The organism is Cyclobacterium xiamenense (assembly GCF_042140265.1).
Taxonomy (GTDB): Bacteria; Bacteroidota; Bacteroidia; order Cytophagales; family Cyclobacteriaceae; genus Cyclobacterium; species Cyclobacterium xiamenense_A.
In genome coordinates, this window is record NZ_CP159481.1 from 5185145 (window position 1) to 5205318 (window position 20174).

Here is a 20174-nt window from a genome sequence, read left to right on the forward strand (position 1 = left end):
TCAATGTAAGCCATCACGCATGTCCGCCAAAAATAGCATTAGGGAAGAAGAGTTAATCGAGGGTTGCCTAAAAGGGAATCGAAAATCCCAACGGCTACTGTACGAGCGCTACTCCGGAAGCTTTCTTTCGCTGTGCATGCGGTACATAAAAGATATGGATTTGGCACAAGATGTATTGGTAGAGGGCTTCATGAAAATTTTCGACAACCTTTCCCAATACAAAAAAGAAGGCAGTTTCGAGGGTTGGATGAGGCGTGTGATGGTCACGCAGGCCCTACAAACGCTACGGAAAAATAAAAGACTGTCGATGGAAGTGAACCTGGATGACTCCGAAAGGGAATTTACCGCTGCCCCAAACGTAAACGTACTGGAAGTAGAAGAGTTGTTGCAACTCGTCGCCTCGCTGCCGGTAGGTTACCGAACGGTTTTTAACCTGTTTGCCATTGAGGGTTACAGCCACCAGGAGATATGTAAAATGCTGGGCATATCCGAAAACACGTCCAAATCACAGTTGAGCAGGGCCCGCGCCATGCTGCAACAGAAACTCAGCATCAATGGTACCAAAACAGTAAAAAATGGGAGATAAGAAAAAAAATCAGGATATCCTTTTTCGGGATGCCCTGGCAGGCCATCGCATCCGTCCTGACGAAAAGGTTTGGGAGCAGCTTTCGGACCGACTGGATCAGCGAAAAAAGCGTGCGCTTCCAATATGGATCAAATGGGCCGCGGGGCTGCTGCTCCTTTTAGGACTTACCTGGATATTTTATTTCCTGACGGGGCTCCCCGATACGCCCCAGAAAATGACCGCTGAAGAGGCACCCTTTCCGCAGGTTCTTCCCCCTGTTCTACCCGGGGAAATCGAAGCTTCAAAGGCCGTCCCAATGGGAAAAGGACAGAAAACAGCTCCGGAACAAGAACAATCAAAACAACTAGCAGCTGCCGATGGAAGCGCCGCGGCCAGCAAGCCGGTGGTGGAAGAGACTAAAAGCTTTCCGAAAAAGGAATCTTTCATTCCCGAGGTGCCGAAAGCAAGCGTTCGGACACGACTGGAGGCGATCAGCGCCCCGAAAGTGGCAGCGGAAGAGCTGCTGGTGAAACAGCCCCCTTCCTTGACAAACGATTCAGGTCCAGAGGCTACGGAAACGTATACGGTACGTATCGTTTCCAGAGGATATGCCCTACAGCCTGAAAAAGAAAAACTAGTGGAGGAATTGGAAACCAAAATAGGTGGATTTATTTCCAGGGTAGACGAAGGATTTGGCGACTTGCAGGATGCAAAAAACACACTTTTCGCTTCCCTCACCACCAAAAAAACAGAACGAAAGACGACAAAATAAAACCGAAGAAAAATGAAAAAATACCTACTCGCCATGTTCCTCATGGCATTGGTCGAATTGGCCTTTGGCAACCCGGTCCTTCCCGATCACAGACCGGTGAACGATAGCATCATTGTGGAATTTGGGAAATCCGGAAAGATGGTATTCGTGATTGATAATCCCGATGACTTTGACCGGTTAAAGAACATGGATATCAACCAGATTATTCGAGAGCTAAACATTCCCGAAACCAACCACAAAGGGGAACTAACGGTCATCGAAATCCGACAGAAAGAGGGCACCAAAGAAATCGTAAGCATTTATGAAGATGTTGGAGAAACAGAGGTCACAATTGGCAGGTACAAACTAATTGTGGACGAAACCGGTAGTAAAACGAAAGTGAAGGTAGAAACGAGCCCAAAAGCGGAGAAAGACCCCTCCTTCCGGACCTATTTTAATACCGATATCGGTATCAACAGCTACTTTGAATCGGGCACCATTCCCGGAGCTGGAGCAGCGTATGGACCCAAGGGATGGGGCAGCTGGAACGTGGGCTTCCATTGGATGGCCAGCCAGCGACTCAGCAAAGGTGCCTACTGGGATTTTGGTCTCGGAGTAAGCTGGTACAATTTCAAACTGGATAATCCCCGGTACCAGGTACTTGGATCGGAAAATGGCATTCAATTCATCAACCGGACCGACGTAAATGGCTTTAAGAGTAAAGTCTCTGCTTCCTATCTGAACGCATTGACCCTGTTCAAAGTGGACTTTGGGAAGATCAACGATTCCGGAAGAAACGGACTTCGTATCGGTGTAGGTCCATATGCCGGCTATCGCCTCGGGGGACGCAGCAAATTCGTTTATCGGGAACTCGATGGATCAGGGAGGAAAAAAGAAAAAGAACCCGCAGGAAGTTACCTGAATAATTTCCGGTACGGTATCCGGGGAGAGATCGGCTTCAAGAGCATTACCTTCTTTACCACGTATGATTTCAACCCTCTGTTTCACCAATCCCTCAGCCCTGAGCTAAATCCCATGAGTTTCGGAATCGTATTTTAAACCAAAAACCTATCCCCCATGACATCAAATACCCATACTCGATTCGTTTATCTTTTGTTGCTACTGTGCTGCAGCCAGGCTGTATATTCACAGGATTTGATTCAGAAAACCTTCTCCGGCATTCAAAAGCTGGAACTGAACGCCGGGTCAATCGAGGTTTCCTACCAGGGACAGGAGGATCTGGAAACCATCCAATTGGAAGCCTTTCTGGGCAGTAATGAAAATAGCGACAAAACCCTGCTAATGGTTACGGTGGGAAATACATTGAAGATCGCTTACGAGCCGCCTAGAGAATACGGTCATCAAAAAAAATTCATCCGTCTGAAAGGACCCGCCTCCATTGAACTCGATTTTGTAAACGGATCGGGCTCCTTATCGGTGGCCGGCGTACGTGCCGAACACACGCGGCTGCGCGTGGGGTCCGGTCAAATCCAGGCACGGGAAATAAGCGGCGAGGTCTGGGCAAAGGGGTCTTCGGGTACCATTCGATTGGAATCCATACACGGAGACGTCACCTGCCTCCTGACCTCTGGCAATGCCACCCTTCACCAAATTGACGGAAACCTATCCTTCACGGCAACGAGCGGGCAGCTACATGCTTCTTCCGTGGATGGAGTACTCAACGCTCGCCTGACATCCGGCAATATGCGGCTAAAACAGATTGTGGAGTTGGGAAAATTGGAAATAACGTCAGGTAACATTCACGCCGATCAGGCGGGATTGGGAAGAGAGACCTATTTCTCAGGCTCATCTGGCAATATAAACGTGCGCACGACGAGCGACCTGACCGTCTATAACTTTGAACTTCAGGCAGGAAGTGGAAACATTCGGGTAGCCAGTCAGGCACAGCCGGGATCCCTCCACATACGAAACGGAGATTTCCCCACGATAAAAGGAAAAATCAACTCGGGAAACATCGCGATTGTACCGATTTAATCAATTTGACTCATGACCTGGTCTGTCATTCATCCCGCTTATTGATTTGATAGACCAGGTCTTTATCGGCCTTTTTTAACTGCAATACAGTCACAATGCGATGCGGGGTGGGTTTGCCCAGAGATACAAAAACCAGCGTCAGGGCATATCCAACGGTAAATCCAGGATTATCATAAAAAAACAACCCCAATGCGCTGATAATGCCCACCCAAAACAATTGCCAGTACCTAAGAAACGTGGCGCGTGCGTAGCTTTTTACCCGCTGGTGCAGGTCTGAATTACTCTTTTTTACCACCTTTATTCGTCCCTCAAATCCAAATTGCTGCATTACCAAAAGCAGCCCGACCAAAGACAGCCCCAGGTAATTGAGTGCTTGAGGCAATACCGGAAGATCAAAAGAAAGGGTATCGCTGCTGGAATATAGGTACGCAAAAGCAAAAAAAGAAAGTGGTACGGCGATCAGTAACAGCACGTTTCGCTCAAGCAGCCTAAAATCTTTTTTCAATTGGATGAGTTGTTCCTCCCTGTCCATCACTCGATCCGGACTTTTACTTCGGAATCCGCAGGTTTGGAGGAGCAACAAAGAATAAATCCTTCGGCAATTTCCTTTTCGCTCAAACCGGCATCTTCGTCCATCGTCACCTTACCGGCAATCAACCGACCCCGACACGCGGTACACAAGCCGCTCTGGCACGAATACGGCATGTCCAGGCCCTCGTCAAGGCCTGCTTCGAGGATCGTCTTGCCAGGTACCACGTCAAAAGCATGCTCCTCTCCCTCCAATACCACCGTCACAAGTCTGCTTACCAGGTCCTTCGTGTCCTCTTCGGCCACTGTTTGCTCTTTTTCCAGATAAAAACTCTCCGTTCGAATGGCCTCCGCAGGAACCCCCAGTTCGGCCAGGGCATCCTGAGAACTACGCATCATCCCCTCAGGTCCGCAGATAAAAAAACGCGATTCCAAACCCGGATCCTGAAGCTGTTCCGCAAAATATGCCGCCACTTTGCCTTTGTCTAACCTGCCACAAGCTCCTTCCCAGCCCTCCTTAGGCTGAGACAATTGATGCGCCACGATCAATTTTCCCGGATTACTCTCCTGAAGACCTTTAATCGCCTCATTGAAAATGATACTGTCCTGAGAACGGCTGCAATACAACAAATGGACTATGGAAAGGGGCTCGTTTACCAAGATGGTCTTGATGATTCCCATGATAGGAGTGATGCCACTTCCTCCGGCGATCATGCCGTATATCCGCCGATTTTTCGAGTGGTAATCCGAAACAAAATTACCCAACGGCTTCATGACGGTTACGCGCTTGCCCGGAAAAAACTGATCGTTGATGTGATTGGAAACCAGTCCCCCTTCAAGGCGTTTTACCGTGATTCCTGGAAAAGGGTCTACAAAAGGAGAGGTACAAAGGCTGTAGGAACGGCGTTCCTGCTTTCCGTTCAACTCCAGAATCAGGGTCAGAAACTGCCCTGGTTTGTAGTCCAAAAAAGGTTCGGGCTGCTCAAAATATACTGTAAGCGTATCGGCAGTTTCGCGAACGGTCTCCCGTATGCGCAAGGTGAGATAGGCATCTTCTTTGGTGTCTGCCTCTTCTTTGTTTTTTTTGAATAGATTAAACAACATCGCTATTGTAGATAAAATGAACGGTTTTTCTGCATAAACCCAACGGTCCGATGCCGCCGCAACGGGATCGGAAAATACCATCATTATCCTAACCCGGTCAACGCCGTTATGGTTCTAACCGGGAATTATTTTTTTTAGACGAATTAGTCGCACTTTCGGAACTTTTCACGTAAAGGGAACAAATGACTCAACCAAACTATTGTATGACATCCCAATCAATAATGTATCTGAAAAAGTTAAATACGCTTTGGAAAGGAATGGCCACGGTACTCGTGCTGGCACAATGCTTCTCATGCCTGAATATGGAAGATGAATCCCTGGAAAACACCCCGACCGCCTATGTTTCTTTTTTTAATGGAACAAAGGTGGATCAGGAAATCAAGATCACCGTGGACGATCGGATTTACGATCGAAGGCATTTTGATTTCGGCCAGTACATCGACTACTGGTATTTTTATACCGGTAGGAGAGATTTTTCGTTTCAGGACCCCACCACGGATCAATCACTACTGGATACCGCCGTAAACCTGGAGGTAGAAAAAGCCTATACCTTTTTCATGACCGAAGATGGGGGGCAAATCAAAACCTTGTTTGCAGAAGACAGTTTGGATTTGCCCGTATCTGGCAACGCCTTGATTCGCCTGGTACACCTTTCTTCGGATAGCCCCGAGGTTGCTATCTACCAATCGGACCTGGCTCAGCCCCTCTTTTCCAACCAGGGGTTCATGGAAATCACGGACTTTATCAATGTACCGGCGGGAGAAAGGGACCTGGCCCTCATGGCCACCGACGGAAGCGAAGAATGGGCCCGGCTGAACGATGTAAACCTTAGAGAAGGCCGGATCTACACATTGATCGTCCGTGGCGAAAAACAAGCGGCCGGGGAGTCGGAGCAAGGTCTTCGGCTGCAATTGGTCCGAAACTACCCCAACTATTAACCAGCCTATCGGATACCGAAAGCCCCCATTCAAACGGGGGCTTTTTTATTTAAACAATAATAAGGCAGGTGGTTCGCCTTTTGACAAATATCGTTTAATTTTGCAACTCCATTAGACGGACGAACGAAACCTATGATTCTTTCCCCACTCACTGCTATTTCCTCTATTGACGGAAGGTACGCCTCCAAAACGAGCCCTTTGATGGCTTATTTTTCTGAGTTTGCCCTTATTCGCTACCGGATTGCTGTCGAAATAGAGTATTTTATTGCCCTATGTGAGCTCCCTCTGCCCCAACTCGCGCAAGTAGACAAAGGCGCCTTTCCCGCTATCCGGCAGATCGAAAAAAACTTTAATGAACAAGATGCACAGGCAATCAAAGATATTGAAAAAACCACCAATCACGATGTAAAGGCTGTGGAGTATTTTTTAAAGGAAAGGTTTGCGGAAATGGGATTGGCGCAGGTTTCGGAATTCATTCATTTCGGCCTCACCTCTCAGGATATCAACAACACCGCGATACCCCTGATGTACCGGGATGGCTGTCGTGCCATCCTTCTCCCTGCGCTGGAAAACGTGCAGAAAAAAATTCAACAACGAGCCGAAGAATGGGAAGCGGTACCCATGCTCGCGAAAACACACGGGCAGCCCGCCTCTCCTACCCGTCTCGGAAAAGAACTACAGGTTTTTGTTCAGCGTTTAACGGAGCAGGTGACCCTCCTGCAGGGGGTTCCGTATGCGGGAAAATTTGGCGGAGCTACTGGAAATTTGAATGCCCACTACGTGGCCTATCCACATATTGACTGGAAACAGTTTGCCGATGAATTTGTATCGACCCGGTTAGGCCTGAAACGGAGCTTTCCTACTACCCAAATAGAGCATTACGACCACCTGGCAGCCCATATGGACGGCCTCAAACGAATCAACACGATTCTGATAGATTTTAGCCGAGACACCTGGCAATACATCGCCATGAATTATTTTAAACAAAAGATCAGATCCGGTGAAGTAGGCTCCTCTGCGATGCCTCACAAGGTAAACCCGATTGATTTTGAAAATGCCGAAGGCAACCTGGGCATTGCCAATGCCTTGTTGGAACACCTGTCGGGAAAATTACCCATTAGTCGACTACAGCGTGATCTTACGGACAGTACCGTACTCAGGGTGCTGGGGGTTCCTCTGGCCCACATGCTTATTGCCTTTCTATCTTTGGAAAAAGGGCTGGATAAACTTGAATTAAATACCTCTGCTATCAACAAGGACCTGGAGGATAATTGGGCAGTGGTGGCAGAGGCCATCCAGACCATCTTACGAAGAGAGGGATACCCAAAGCCCTACGAAGCCTTGAAAGCACTCACCCGAACGAATCAGGCCATTACCGAGCAACGTATCGGAACGTTTATCGACGGATTAGAGGTATCTGAGGATATTAAAAACGAACTAAAAGCGATTAGTCCCTTCACCTACACGGGCCGGTAAGCGTGAATAAGATGGTGTACGAGTCTCCCGCCTGCAAATATACTATTTTTTTCGTTGAATCGGATTTTTGTACCCTTCCGGAGAGCTGTACCCCTCCCCTTTTTTAAAATACCGAGGGCTGCGGTAATTTCCCCCGGCCTTTTGGTAAAAATCTTCTCGAAATAGTTGCCTTATTGAACCCTTTTGCATAAAATTTGCTTATGTAAACCATAATCATAATTTTGAGTTTGTATCGGGACGTTTCCGCCAAAGGCCACCGGATGGGCGAGGAAACGTACAAAATGGCAAAAATGCCAATAGCCCATACCCCATTTCAGAGAAGTAACCCGTACATTATGTCAAGTAAACATGGACTTTTTTCGAATCTAGGCTCAGATTTACCGGCCGGTCTGGTGGTGTTTTTGGTAGCGCTTCCTTTGTGCCTGGGGATAGCGCTTTCTTCGGGCGCACCACTTTTTTCCGGAGTGATTGCGGGAATTGTCGGAGGTATTGTCGTGGGCTTTCTTTCCGGTTCACACACCGCAGTTTCGGGACCTGCTGCCGGATTGACAGTGATTGTACTGAATGCGATTGAAGACCTGCAAGCCTACGATCTTTTTCTCACAGCACTGGTGATCGCTGGAGGCATTCAGTTGGTTCTCGGTATCATCAAGGCTGGGGTAATTGGGTACTATTTCCCGACATCGGTAATCAAGGGCATGCTGGCTGGGATCGGAATAATCCTGATAATCAAACAGCTGCCATTTGTCTTTGGCACCAATTCCAGCGAATTGGTGGAGGATTTTATACCACTTGTAAACGATTTCCAGGCAGTCACTGCCCTACAGTCGCTTCAGAATTCCATCGAATACGGCGCTGTAATCATTGCGGCGGTATCCTTGCTTATTTTAATTTTTTGGGAGAAGCCAGCAATCAAACAGCATCGCTTCCTTCAATTCATTCCCGGCCCGCTTTTGGCCGTTTTACTTAGTGTGGGGGTGAATAAGTTTTTTAAATACGTAGTTCCGGGCTTGTACATTGACTCTGAAGACAAAGTAACCCTTCCGGAGATTACTGGTTTTTCCAGTCTGAGGGAGCACTTGTTTTTTCCGGATTTTTCCGGACTCGGAAACCCGGACGTCTGGGTAATTGCTATCACCATTGCCATCATTGCCAGTTTGGAAACCCTGCTAAGCTTGGAGGCAGCAGATAAAATCGATCCCCACAAGCGGATCTCACCTCCCAACCGGGAGCTTTTGGCCCAGGGAGCGGGAAACCTACTGAATGGTTTGGTGGGGGGTATGCCCATTACCGCTGTTATTGTCCGGAGTTCTGCAAATATCAATTCTGGCGCCAAATCAAAAATGTCGGCGGTGTTTCATGGCGTCTTGTTGTTACTTAGCGTACTGATTATCCCAAATCTTCTGAATTTAATTCCCTTGGCCAGTTTAGCAGCCATATTGCTGGTTATCGGGTACAAGCTTGCCAAAGTATCCTTATTCAAATCCATGTTCAAATTGGGCTGGGATCAGTTTTTACCATTTTTGATTACAATTTTGGGGATTATCTTCTTTGACTTGCTGAAAGGCATCGGTATGGGCATGATCGTCGGCATCGTGTACATCCTGATGAGAAATTATAAAAATTCGCACTTCTTCAAAGATTCCCGAGAAGCCGACGAAAGCACCGTACACATTATCCTTGCAGAAGAGGTAAGTTTCCTAAACAAAGGGTCTCTGATAAAAACCCTCAAACATGTGGGCGACAACAAAAAGGTGATCATCGATGGCAGCAATTCGAAAATCATCGACTACGATGTGATCGAAGTCATCCGGGATTTTCAAACCAATGCCAGGGACAGGAATATTACGGTAGAAGTCATCAATGTTGATAACGATGAAAATGCGTCTGTATTGAACTGATGCAAGCAATGAAGCCGATGACAAGGCATTTTCTCCGTGTAATGCCTGAAAGGGATTGGAATGGTTCCACAACAACCCAAGGGGAGCGTTAGCCTGGATGCAAACAAAGAACCTTTTCGTAACGTTTAAAGAGGCACTACTGAACCGGGAGCCAGGCGACCAAAAAGTGCAAAAACAAGTGGACTCGGAGTAGATGGACGCTACATTTTTAACCACCAGGGCGAGGATGCCCCTTGCTCCCGAGTATACTCAGAGACGGTGCAAATTGGAACAACTTACTTTTTCCTAAAGAGTGAATCCACAAACTCCCTACGGTCGAACACTTGTAAATCGGTCATCTTTTCTCCCACCCCGATGTACTTTACCGGGATTTTGAATTGATCAGAAATACCGATCACCACCCCTCCCTTGGCAGTCCCGTCCAGCTTTGTAATGGCCAATGCGCTGATCTCGGTAGCTTTTGTAAACTCTTTGGCTTGAATAAATGCATTTTGTCCCGTAGAGCCGTCCAAAACCAGTAGAATTTCGTGCGGAGCCTCTGGTATGAATTTTTGCATCACCCGTTTGATTTTCGTCAGTTCATTCATCAGGTTTATTTTCGTGTGCAAACGGCCTGCGGTGTCCACGATTACCACATCGGCTTTCATTTCCACTGCTTTTTTTACGGTGTCGAAAGCTACGGAAGCAGGATCGGTATTCATTCCGTGAGAAATGACCGGCACGTCCACCCGCTCCCCCCAAAGGATCAGTTGATCCACTGCTGCGGCCCGGAAGGTATCGGCCGCTCCCAACACCACCGACTTACCCGCCTGCTTGAACTGATGCGCCAGCTTTCCGATTGTGGTCGTTTTTCCCACTCCGTTGACACCTACAACCATGATCACGTAAGGTCGCTCACCTTCTGGAAGATCAAAGTTCTCCAGATCCTGTGTATTGTTCTCCTCCAATAAACCGGCCACTTCTTCCCGCAGCAGCACATCCAGCTCGGAAGTCGTTACGTACTTATCCCGGGCTACCCGGGCTTCAATCCGCTGAATTATCTTGATCGTGGTTACCACGCCTACATCGGAAGTAATGAGAATCTCTTCCAATTCATCCAGGATGTCCTCATCCACTTTGGACTTGCCCACAATGGCCTTGCCCAATTTTGAAAAAAGATTCTCGCTGGACTTTTCCAGCCCTTTGTCCAGGCTTTCTTTTTTTTCTTTAGAAAAAAAACCAAATATTCCCATAAGTACGTTTCTATCGTCCGAATATACGCAAAAATCCCTTTCGATTGGAACCGAAAGGGATGTATCCATGCTTGAAAGCTGGGATTATCCTTATTTTTTCAGGGTTTCCTGTACCATGGGACTGGGAACCATTTCTTCTTTGAAGGTATACGCTCCAGTCTTCTCTGACCGGACGGCTTTGATTACTTTGGCATACGAGACACCACCTTCTTTTTTCAGTGTTGCTACTACTTTCTTCGCCATAATTCGTTTGGATTTACCTCCCTGGGGAGCGTTATTATTTGATTTCCTTATGCACCGTTACCTTTTTCAGGATGGGATTGAATTTTTTCAATTCCAGGCGCTCGGTTGTGTTTTTCCTGTTTTTGGTAGTGATGTACCGGGAAGTGCCGGGCATTCCACTCTGTTTGTGTTCCGTACATTCCAGGATCACCTGAACTCTATTACCTTTCTTAGCCATTGCTTCGTATGATTTAGTGTGGTTGGAAGGACTACCTTTACTTAATAACGATATCTCCTTTTTTCTGCGCCTCTTTTAGCACCGCACTGATCCCTTTTTTATTAATCGTCCTTAGGGCAGAAGAGGATACTTTCAACGTAATCCAGGCATCTTCTTCCGGGATGTAAAAGCTCTTCTTGTGCAGGTTAGGGTAAAATTTACGCTTGGTTTTATTATTGGCGTGTGATACGTTATTTCCAACCTGAGGTCTTTTACCAGTTATGTCACAAATTTTTGCCATGATATCTTGTATCCGTGTTGTTTTACTTTTTCAATTGGGTTTGCAAATATCGGAAGATTTCATTAAATAACAAAAGCAGCACTCATAAATATTTAATAAATCCCTGCCTGCCAACTTTTTGGTATAGCCTCCTGATTCCGGATCGCTTTTCTTATATTTGCCCCATCGGGAAGAAATATTCCGCATGAAACGCGTAAACAAAGAAATCCATGATGCAGGAGATCCGTTCAAGTGAAGAAGCCATACAAATGGAACACCGCTACGGCGCCCATAACTACCATCCCTTACCGGTTGTGCTAAGCAGGGGCGAGGGGGTCTACCTATGGGACGTAGAAGGAAAAAAGTATTTTGACTTCCTATCTGCCTACTCGGCGGTCAACCAGGGCCATTGCCACCCTCGTATAAAAGAAGCCCTCATAGAGCAGGCAAGCACCCTGACCCTTACGTCAAGGGCCTTTTACAACGATGTGCTGGGACCCTACGAAAAATACATTACCGATTACTTCGGTTTCGATAAGGTACTCCCCATGAATACCGGGGTTGAAGCTGTGGAAACCGCCATAAAAATAGCCCGTAAATGGGGCTATGAGAAAAAGGGAGTAGCCGAGCAACAGGCAAAAATTATCGTTGCGGAGGACAACTTCCATGGACGAACCACCACGGTTATCTCCTTTTCCAGTGATAAAAACGCCCGGGATCATTTCGGGCCCTACACGCCGGGTTTTATACGGGTTCCTTACAACGACCTTCCGGCACTTCAAGCCGCCCTGTTGGCTAATCCGGAAACGGTGGCCTTCCTGATCGAACCCATTCAAGGGGAAGCAGGCGTCAACACTCCAGACGAAGACTACCTGATGCAGGCAAAAAAAATCTGTCAGGAACGGGAGGTACTCTTACTGGCCGACGAAATCCAAACCGGAATTGGCAGAACCGGTTCGTTACTGGCTGTGTGTGGCAATTGCACCTGTCAGGGACATTGCGAAAAACAGGAAACCTACGTGAACCCTGATGTGTTGATTCTGGGCAAAGCGCTTTCCGGCGGGTTTTTTCCGGTTTCTGCCGTGTTGGCCAACGATGCTATCATGGAGGTGATTCACCCGGGACAACACGGCTCCACCTTTGGTGGCAATCCATTAGGCGCCAAAATTGCCATGACGGCACTAGAAGTGATCCGGGATGAAAAATTGTCTCAAAATGCCCGTTCCCTGGGAAAGGTATTTCGAAAACGCATGGAATTGCTCGCTGAAAAATCGGATTGGGTTCGCCTGGTTAGGGGAAGAGGCCTGCTAAATGCCGTCGTGATCAATGACAGCCCGGACAGCAGCACTGCCTGGGATATTTGCGTGGCCTTAAAGGAAAACGGACTGCTGGCCAAACCTACCCATGGGAACATCATCCGTTTTGCACCCCCGCTCGTAATGAACCTGGAAGAGTTGCACAGTTGCTGCGACATTATCGAAAAAACCATTTTGTCACTTCCCAAAAAGAAAACCTGATGAAAAAGCAAGCCATCATTTTCGATATGGACGGGGTCATCTGCCATACCAATCCGTTTCATTCGGAAGCGTTTCGGGTGTTTTTTGGCAAACGGGGCCTAAATCCTACCGAGGAAGAGTTTGCCCGGCACATGTATGGGAAAAGCAATAAGTATATTTTTGCCCATTTCCTGGGTCGGGAGATCTTCGGAAATGAATTCGCTGAACTGGAAAACGAGAAAGAAGGTTTGTTTCGTGAAATCTATGCAGATAAGGTAGAAACCTTACCCCAATTCCTGCCTTTTCTCCATGCATTGAAAAAAGCAGGATACCGAACCGGGGTCGCTACTTCTGCCCCGCGGGCAAACCTGGATTTGATCATGAATAGTTTGGGGTTTGGACCCAGTATGGAATCGGTGCTGGCGAGCGAAAATGTGAGCAAACACAAGCCGGATCCGGAAGTGTACCTTCGTTCGTCTCGACTACTGGAAGTGGACCCGGCCCATTGCCTGGTATTTGAGGATTCTCATTCCGGGGTATCCGCGGCTCGAAATGCCGGTATGCGCGTGGTGGGTGTACTTTCTTCCCATGCCAAAGAAGATTTGCCTCCCTGCGACCATTACATACGTGATTACCGTGACATTGATCCCGAAACGGTATCAAAACTGCTGTCCTGAGAAAAATCCCGATCTTCCACCTTGTACTCTTTGCCACAATTTACCCACCCAGAAAACAATCCGTGATGCTTAGACGACCACGCCGAAACCGAAAATCCGCAGCCATTCGATCATTGGTAGAGGAAACCAGATTAGCCGTCAGCGACTTCATATTCCCCCTGTTCCTGATCGACGGGATCAATCAAAAAGTACCGGTAGATTCCATGCCAGGGATTTACAGGTATTCGCTTGATTTGATGTTGGAAGAAATTGATTCCTGCTTACAGCTTGGAATATCGGCTTTTGACATTTTCCCAGCGTATCCGGAAGAAAAAAAGGATCGCTTCGCCACCGAAAGCTACCGGGAAGATACGTTCTACCTGAAGGCTCTGCGGACCATCAAGCAAAACTTTCCGCAAGCCTGCGTGATGACCGACGTGGCCATGGACCCTTACAATTCCGACGGACACGATGGACTGGTCGAAAATGGACGCATCCTCAACGACGAAACGCTGGAAATTCTGGGAAAAATGACTCTGGCCCAGGCAAAGGCAGGTGCGGACATCATTGGTCCGTCGGACATGATGGATGGACGGGTAGGCTATCTTCGGAAACTGCTGGACGAAAACGGCTACAAAGAAGTCTCGATCATGTCGTATACAGCCAAGTACGCAAGCGCTTTTTACAATCCTTTTCGCGACGCTCTTGATTCCGCTCCCAAATCTGGTGATAAAAAAACCTACCAGATGGATCCGGCCAACAGCCGGGAAGCCCTGATCGAAGGTCAATTGGACCTGGAGGAGGGGGCAGATTTCCTTATGGTAAAACCCGCACTGGCCTACCTGGACATCATTCAGCTTCTTCACCAGCAATTTCCACTCCCCATCGCTGCGTACAATGTCAGCGGCGAATACGCCATGATTAAGGCCTCTGCGGCAAACGGCTGGCTGGACGGAGAGCGAGCCATGCTCGAATCCCTGCTCAGCATCAAACGAGCTGGAGCTAAAATCATCTTGACCTATTTTGCCAAAGAAGCGGCTCAAATCGGACTCTAATACGTCCGCATGCTGTATCCCAAAACAGAAGGAAGCCCCAGTTAGCAAGCATACATTCATGCACCAAGGCTTCTGCCTGCTGGAACTAGGGCAAACAAAAAAAGGAGCCCGCTAGGCGGACTCCTTTTTTTGATGGTGACACAGGCTTAGAAACTAAGACCGGTAGTTACCTTGAAAAACGAGTCGTTTCCTTCCACCAGGTCTCCGCCCGCAGATAGTCTTGCGAATGCTTTTCCATTCGGATCTGCAAACTGAATGTACGGACCAAACCACTGGTATACATCTGTTGACTCGGATACGTTTGACCCGCCGGAATTGATCAGGTGCTCGTAGTGAAGGCCCAATGAGAAGAAATCAGAAGCTTTCACACCGAAGTTCGTCCAATAGTGAATGTATGCCAGGGTTGTTCCCCCACTAGGCGCTTCGTCTCGAAGCGGAGAATACAGACCAAAGTAGATTTCTCCTTCGGTTTTTGCCTTATCCAAACCAATCGTTAGGTTGGGAACGATACCGTCGCCGAAAATGCTTGGCCCTGCTGTCCCTGAAGATAGCAAGTTACCACCGGTAACACCAATCTGCGGGTTCACGCTCAGACCATCTGCTACATCGAAGTTCATCCCGACACCAAACTCGGTCCAGTTACCCCAGCCCCCGCCGGATCCCTGTACACCGCCGGTACCACCGGACCACAAAATACCATAAAATGTAAATGCGGAGGTTTCACTAACCGCATAAGATCCGGCAAAAAACGGATAGAAACCAAAAAATTGGTCAGAATTGACAGTGATTGTGAAATCAAACTTATCTGACGTTTCGCTCTGAGCGTTTGCAGTACCTACTGCCATGATTATAAACAATGAAAGCGATAGAATGCCTTTCATTAAAGTTGGATTGTTAATTTTTCTCATAATTTTGATAATTAAGGTTAATTTTTAAAATGTTGGTAAAACAAAATTATTTTTTGAAATAACCAGGGTTATACGATGAGAAAAAATTATTTTATAATGATCAATTTTGCAAAAAAAATCATTTTTTGCTATTTTTTTCACTTGAAATGACCTTTAATTCGTCTTTTTTAATTTTTTTAGTCATTTTATTACCTTTACACAAAGTATACAAACGGAATAATTATGTGAAAAAATGTAGCCTTTCCAGAAAAAAAAAACCATTTTTTAGTATTTAATTTTTTATTTTACTAGTTAATCAAAATTATTTAGTTACTTGATTTCTGTTCGTTTTAACACTAGTGTAATACATATTGAAGTATCTCCGGAAGCTACAAGTCAAAAATGAAACCGTATCTACTACCGATCGGAATGGATTGAATTATCCGGGAAGATGAGCACCTTTCCTTTCAAACGAGTTCTTCCTACCCAACGTCGGACACCAGGGATCGTCTATCTCAGACATCGCTTTAGCCAGAGAGGATGAAGCTTCGCCGAAGCAACATGCCAGACAAGGCATCCCTCGGAAGCATCCTACCAACCGAACCTTTTGAAAAAAAATATAAAAAGTCGCGATACCTACTTCGCTAAGAAGCTGATTTTTGATGGATCACTCTTCCTTGCGAAAATCAGCCAGCACGCTTTGAGTTGCGAAATATGAATGAAAAGGAGCTATTTTTTAAAATAACACTAATGAAAAAAAATTTTTTTATCAAAATCGAAAAAATATTTTTTCTAAAAAAACTTACATCATCATTTCCATCCAAACCATCTGTAGATTATTCGTAGGCGCCCTCCTTTTGACATAAAACATATTTTATTTTTCATTAATATATTTTATAGAAAAAAAGGGTTGTTTTTGGTACTATTTTAGAATTTCAATCGGTTTTGTTGAACGATCGTTTTTTAACCAATATTTATCATTTTAGCATATATATTATTGTTTAAAGTCTTTTTTTAATCTATGATACGGAATATCCGCATATATCCAATTGTTTTTGGTTACAAATTAAACCATATTACGTATTCATATGGAGCCATTCGTACCTAAAATGGCGCAAGTTATTGTTCACTCTATAAATTATGGATTCTATGGAAGGTATTTTCCCAATTTTAACTCAGGTTAACGCGGCTGCGGTTGCTGAGGGAATGGATTACGGTAGTGCGATCACCCAAAACTTATTGACTACCAACAATGTCTGGATGATGTTGGCAACAGCATTGGTCTTTATTATGCATTTAGGATTTGCCGGTGTAGAAGCCGGATTTGGTCAGGCCAAAAACACGGTTAATATTCTTTTTAAAAATACCGTCACTCCGATTATCGGTATCGTATCGTATGCGCTGATCGGTTTCTTTCTGATGTACCCGGGGTTCGAGGTACCCGGCTGGTTTGGGTTTGACGGTGCTGGTTGGACGATGTTCTGGTTTAATCCAGCGGATGCGGACATCAGTGCAGCATATGCCGACGCCGGATACACGTATTGGACAGACTTTTTGTTCCAAGCCATGTTTGCAGCTACTGCAGCTACCATTGTATCCGGAGCCATCGCCGAACGAGTCAAACTCTGGGCATATTTAGTTTTTACGGTAATTTTTGTTGGAATGGTATATCCACTCATTGGTAGTTGGAAGTGGGGCGGCGGCGCTCTTGACGCGATGGGGTTTTATGATTTCGCGGGTTCCACCCTCGTGCATTCTGTAGGTGGCTGGGGAGCATTGGCAGGTGTCATCATGGTAGGACCACGAATCGGTAAGTATGTCAATGGCAAAACCATCGAAAAACCCGGTTCAAGTGTGCCTCTAGCTGTAATAGGCGTTTTCTTGTTGTGGTTAGGTTGGTTTGGATTCAACGGAGGCTCCGTGCTTTCAGCGGATCCAGGATTGGTGTCACTGGTCTTGGTAACCACCTCATTGGGTGCTTGTGCCGGCGGTTTGGGCGGATTCTTAACGGCCTATCTAACTTTCAAGCGGCTAGACCTGGGCATGGTACTGAACGGTATCCTCGCAGGATTGGTGGGAATTACGGCGGGAGCAGATGTCATCAGTCCAATATTCGCTCTGCTAATCGGATTTATCGCAGGGATTTTGGTAGTACTTTCTGCTGTATTCCTCGATAAGCTAAAATTAGATGACGTTGTTGGAGCCGTTTCCGTCCACCTTACCTGCGGCGTGTGGGGCACGCTGGCCGTGGGGTTATTTTCAAACAATCCGGACCACACATTTTTAACGCAATTAATTGGTGTGCTCATTTGCGGCGGGGTCGCCTTTCTATCGGCCCTTGTCATCTTTTATGTCCTAAAAATAACGATCGGCATACGCGTCTCCGAGGAACACGAGCGATCCGGCTTGGATAGTCACGAACACGGAATTCGCGGATACACGATCGTATACGACGAATAAAAAGCAAAATACCCCCTAGAGAATAAAAAACAGAACCCCGCCCACGAAAGAAATTGAAGCCTCTTTGTACGTGGGCAGGGGTTCTTCATCAGTCAACTTATTGTCAACTAACTCTTAAAAATAAAATGAAAAAGTTCCAACTGCTAGTACTATTCGTTCTTTTTTCAACGCTGACCCTCGTCAACGCACAGGAAGCGAGCGAAACACCAAAGGTAACTCTCTCAGGATCTGTTGATGCCTATTTCAGAACAAACATTAATGCTCCGAACAAAGGAGACGAATATCAGTCACCTGCCACTTCCTTCGCTAACCTACCGGGTTTTTCAATAGGTATGGCCAACATCATAGCGGCTTACGAAGGTGAAAAAATAGGGTTTGTGGCAGATCTGGTCTTCGGACCCAGAGGAGAAGATGCCGTATCCGGATCTCCGTTATACGCTGCCTTCGAAGCCGGAAGCTCTCAGGTAGTAAATCAGTTGTACGTATATTGGAACGCAAGCGATGTCGTGACGTTCACTATCGGGAACTTTAATACCTATCTGGGATACGAGGTTATTTCTCCCACGGGTAATTTCAATTACTCAACATCCTATATGTTTTCGTACGGTCCATTTTCCCATACCGGATTAAAAGCAGACTTTCAGCTCTCCGATAACTGGTCGCTGATGGCATCACTAATGAACCCGACAGATGTTACCGAATTTAATAATATCGGATCCTATACCCTTGGCGGTCAATTGGCCTACACAACCGATGCAGGGGGTACCTACTTGAATGTACTGTATGGAGACCAGGACGGACGACTTGATATGAACACCGTCTCCTCATTTGGCAATGCGTCTAAAGGAAATACCTTCCAAATAGACCTTACCACGGGGTATGACCTATCTGAATCGATTTATGCGGGATTGAATGCCACCTATAACACCACATCCGCCGGACAAGTCCTTAATGGAAATACCATTCAGGACGCTACCGGGGATGGCTACGGATTCTATGGTGTCGCCGGCTACCTTCAATTTGCTACATCCGAAGTGTTTTCGTTGGGTGCTCGAGGTGAATACTTTAGCGTATTCAACGATGGTTTGGAAGGCGTAGTCGGTCTTAATAACCTAGGTGACGGAAATGTCTTTGCTTTTACACTTTCTGGAAATGCAAAGGTAATGAACAACCTTACCCTGATTCCAGAGGTGCGCTTTGACTCCATGTCGGAAAACTTCTTTTTGAACAATAACTATGAAAACGCCAGTAATCTGACCTCTTTTCTCCTCGCGGCCGTCTTTTCGTTCTAAATTTCTGTTTTTTTTCTTAAAAATTGCCAAAAAACCGCAGTGTTTCAAAAAAACTGCGGTTTTTTGTGTTTTTACAGTGATGATTTCAAAACCGCTTCAAAAACGACCCTTCCAAGTTGGACTTTCTGCATTTTTTGACAATTTCGGTTTGATAATAAACTAATTTTTTATCGTTAATTTAGTTTTGTCAGTATATAATTTTATTTTTTAATTAATTACGTTCATTTTAACCTGAAAAAACACAACCTCTACTACGGAATACGTATAGGTAAATAAGGAATCATTATAAACTTAACGAAACAGTACGATGATCAGGTTCACATTGTTGTTAGCTGCACTTTTTCTTACATTAAATGTATCACATGCCCAATCCCACGAGGATCTCAAAGGGCCTGCCGCAAAAAACTATAAACCATGGAAACAGCAAGCCAGGAATGGTGTCTTGCTGGTAAATATGGAGGCAGCAGACAGTAAAGGACCTGCCTACAAAAACGAAAAACACCGGGTAAAGAATGTGAAAAAAACGGAAGCGGCAACAAATTTGAGAAAACGGGAGCGAATTACGGGGCCGAAAGCAAAAAATCGCAAGGCTTGGGAAAACGAGTAATATACCGGAAGGTGACCATGCCTCAGCAAGCAAAAAAAGCGCGCGAAAAACCTTTAGTGGTTTTTCGCGCGCTTTTTTTTTATGGCACTATTGACCTGATTTTCATAAATCTTCCTCTCGCTCCAGCATCAAAATTGCATTTTGCGGAACGATGTAATACTTTTCGCCTTCATAAATGACCTCGAAAGCACCGTTCATAAGGAAAACAGCCAAATCCCCTTCCTTCGCTTGCAGCGGAATGTATTTTACATTTTCGCCATGGTCCTTCCAGGGCTCATCTTCTTCCACGGGCAACGGAATGGGGTATCCAGGCCCTGCTTTAATGATATAGCCTTGCTGTACTTTTTCCTTTTCCCGAACCCCAGGTGGCAGGTATAACCCACTCGAGGTTTTTTGATCCGGCTTTTTTAATTTGATCAACAGGCGGTCTCCCACAATGATGAGTTTTTTTAATTTATTTTCAGAGGTCAGTTGCATATTGGATTGTTGTTAGCCAAAACTAAATACTGCTG

Annotated in this window: 21 protein-coding genes; 13 read left to right on the top strand and 8 right to left on the bottom strand. The window is 46.2% G+C overall.

The window, feature by feature from the left end; genetic code table 11:
* Nucleotides 1-19 precede the first annotated feature (19 nt).
* Genes ABWH99_RS21125 through ABWH99_RS21140 form a run of 4 tightly spaced genes read left to right on the top strand, consistent with a single transcriptional unit; the run spans nt 20 to nt 3311 of the window.
* Nucleotides 20-586, top strand: a complete 567-nt coding sequence (locus tag ABWH99_RS21125; protein ID WP_375583771.1) for an RNA polymerase sigma factor — start codon at nt 20-22, stop codon at nt 584-586.
* On the top strand, nt 576-1337 hold the full coding sequence (locus ABWH99_RS21130; protein ID WP_375583772.1) for a hypothetical protein: 762 nt from the start codon (nt 576-578) through the stop codon (nt 1335-1337). Before ABWH99_RS21125 ends, ABWH99_RS21130 begins: the two co-directional genes overlap by 11 nt.
* Nucleotides 1338-1349: 12 nt before the next feature.
* Nucleotides 1350-2375, top strand: coding sequence for a hypothetical protein (locus tag ABWH99_RS21135; protein WP_375583773.1), 1026 nt, complete (start codon nt 1350-1352; stop codon nt 2373-2375).
* 18 nt (nt 2376-2393) lie between these two features.
* The gene (locus ABWH99_RS21140; RefSeq protein WP_375583774.1) at nt 2394-3311 is read left to right on the top strand and encodes a DUF4097 family beta strand repeat-containing protein; all 918 of its coding nucleotides are present in this window, start codon (nt 2394-2396) and stop codon (nt 3309-3311) included.
* 25 nt (nt 3312-3336) lie between these two features.
* On the opposite strand, the gene ABWH99_RS21145 is transcribed toward ABWH99_RS21140, so the two are convergent.
* Both ABWH99_RS21145 and ABWH99_RS21150 read right to left on the bottom strand, forming a co-directional pair.
* On the bottom strand, nt 3337-3843 hold the full coding sequence (locus ABWH99_RS21145) for a hypothetical protein (protein WP_375583775.1): 507 nt from the start codon (nt 3841-3843) through the stop codon (nt 3337-3339).
* The gene (locus ABWH99_RS21150) at nt 3843-4943 is read right to left on the bottom strand and encodes a 2Fe-2S iron-sulfur cluster-binding protein (protein WP_375586611.1); all 1101 of its coding nucleotides are present in this window, start codon (nt 4941-4943) and stop codon (nt 3843-3845) included. Before ABWH99_RS21150 ends, ABWH99_RS21145 begins: the two co-directional genes overlap by 1 nt.
* 203 nt (nt 4944-5146) lie before the next feature.
* On the opposite strand from ABWH99_RS21150, the gene ABWH99_RS21155 reads away from it, so the two are divergent.
* From ABWH99_RS21155 to ABWH99_RS21165, 3 genes are all read left to right on the top strand, one after another.
* The gene (locus ABWH99_RS21155; protein ID WP_375583776.1) at nt 5147-5881 is read left to right on the top strand and encodes a DUF4397 domain-containing protein; all 735 of its coding nucleotides are present in this window, start codon (nt 5147-5149) and stop codon (nt 5879-5881) included.
* Between the two features lie 132 nt (nt 5882-6013).
* Nucleotides 6014-7357 carry an adenylosuccinate lyase gene (purB, locus tag ABWH99_RS21160; RefSeq protein WP_375583777.1) on the top strand — a complete coding sequence of 448 codons (1344 nt, stop codon included), beginning with the start codon at nt 6014-6016 and terminating at the stop codon, nt 7355-7357.
* 335 nt (nt 7358-7692) lie between these two features.
* Nucleotides 7693-9258: a SulP family inorganic anion transporter gene (locus ABWH99_RS21165; protein WP_375583778.1), complete on the top strand. Its 1566-nt coding sequence runs from the start codon at nt 7693-7695 to the stop codon at nt 9256-9258.
* Between the two features lie 275 nt (nt 9259-9533).
* On the opposite strand, the gene ftsY is transcribed toward ABWH99_RS21165, so the two are convergent.
* The 4 genes from ftsY to rpmB form a co-directional block, all read right to left on the bottom strand.
* Nucleotides 9534-10490: a signal recognition particle-docking protein FtsY gene (ftsY, locus tag ABWH99_RS21170; RefSeq protein WP_375586612.1), complete on the bottom strand. Its 957-nt coding sequence runs from the start codon at nt 10488-10490 to the stop codon at nt 9534-9536.
* Nucleotides 10491-10580: 90 nt separating this feature from the next.
* Nucleotides 10581-10733, bottom strand: coding sequence for a DUF4295 domain-containing protein (locus ABWH99_RS21175; protein WP_073095466.1), 153 nt, complete (start codon nt 10731-10733; stop codon nt 10581-10583).
* A gap of 34 nt (nt 10734-10767) precedes the next feature.
* Nucleotides 10768-10950: a 50S ribosomal protein L33 gene (gene rpmG / locus ABWH99_RS21180; protein WP_092174477.1), complete on the bottom strand. Its 183-nt coding sequence runs from the start codon at nt 10948-10950 to the stop codon at nt 10768-10770.
* Nucleotides 10951-10987: 37 nt separating this feature from the next.
* Complete coding sequence (gene rpmB / locus ABWH99_RS21185) at nt 10988-11230, bottom strand: 50S ribosomal protein L28 (protein ID WP_375583779.1); 243 nt, start codon at nt 11228-11230, stop codon at nt 10988-10990.
* A 209-nt stretch (nt 11231-11439) separates the two neighbouring features.
* Between rpmB and rocD the strand changes: the two genes are divergently transcribed.
* The 3 genes from rocD to hemB all read left to right on the top strand — a co-directional run bounded on the left by rocD (nt 11440) and on the right by hemB (nt 14416).
* Nucleotides 11440-12726 carry an ornithine--oxo-acid transaminase gene (gene rocD / locus ABWH99_RS21190; protein WP_375583780.1) on the top strand — a complete coding sequence of 429 codons (1287 nt, stop codon included), beginning with the start codon at nt 11440-11442 and terminating at the stop codon, nt 12724-12726.
* A complete protein-coding gene (locus tag ABWH99_RS21195) occupies nt 12726-13382 on the top strand; it encodes an HAD family hydrolase (protein WP_375583781.1) in 657 nt (218 codons plus the stop codon). Before rocD ends, ABWH99_RS21195 begins: the two co-directional genes overlap by 1 nt.
* A 65-nt stretch (nt 13383-13447) precedes the next feature.
* Complete coding sequence (gene hemB, locus ABWH99_RS21200; RefSeq protein ID WP_375583782.1) at nt 13448-14416, top strand: porphobilinogen synthase; 969 nt, start codon at nt 13448-13450, stop codon at nt 14414-14416.
* A gap of 146 nt (nt 14417-14562) precedes the next feature.
* Here the strand turns inward: hemB and ABWH99_RS21205 are convergent, their stop codons facing one another.
* Nucleotides 14563-15324, bottom strand: a complete 762-nt coding sequence (locus ABWH99_RS21205) for a DUF6733 family protein (RefSeq protein WP_375583783.1) — start codon at nt 15322-15324, stop codon at nt 14563-14565.
* A 1128-nt stretch (nt 15325-16452) separates the two neighbouring features.
* Between ABWH99_RS21205 and ABWH99_RS21210 the strand changes: the two genes are divergently transcribed.
* The 3 genes from ABWH99_RS21210 to ABWH99_RS21220 all read left to right on the top strand — a co-directional run bounded on the left by ABWH99_RS21210 (nt 16453) and on the right by ABWH99_RS21220 (nt 19662).
* The gene (locus ABWH99_RS21210) at nt 16453-17763 is read left to right on the top strand and encodes an ammonium transporter (protein ID WP_375583784.1); all 1311 of its coding nucleotides are present in this window, start codon (nt 16453-16455) and stop codon (nt 17761-17763) included.
* A gap of 125 nt (nt 17764-17888) precedes the next feature.
* Entirely contained in the window at nt 17889-19055 is a 1167-nt protein-coding gene (locus tag ABWH99_RS21215; protein ID WP_375583785.1) for a porin, read from the top strand.
* Between the two features lie 307 nt (nt 19056-19362).
* The gene (locus ABWH99_RS21220; RefSeq protein ID WP_375583786.1) at nt 19363-19662 is read left to right on the top strand and encodes a hypothetical protein; all 300 of its coding nucleotides are present in this window, start codon (nt 19363-19365) and stop codon (nt 19660-19662) included.
* Between the two features lie 102 nt (nt 19663-19764).
* Here the strand turns inward: ABWH99_RS21220 and ABWH99_RS21225 are convergent, their stop codons facing one another.
* Nucleotides 19765-20139, bottom strand: a complete 375-nt coding sequence (locus ABWH99_RS21225; RefSeq protein WP_375583787.1) for a co-chaperone GroES — start codon at nt 20137-20139, stop codon at nt 19765-19767.
* Nucleotides 20140-20174: the final 35 nt, after the last annotated feature.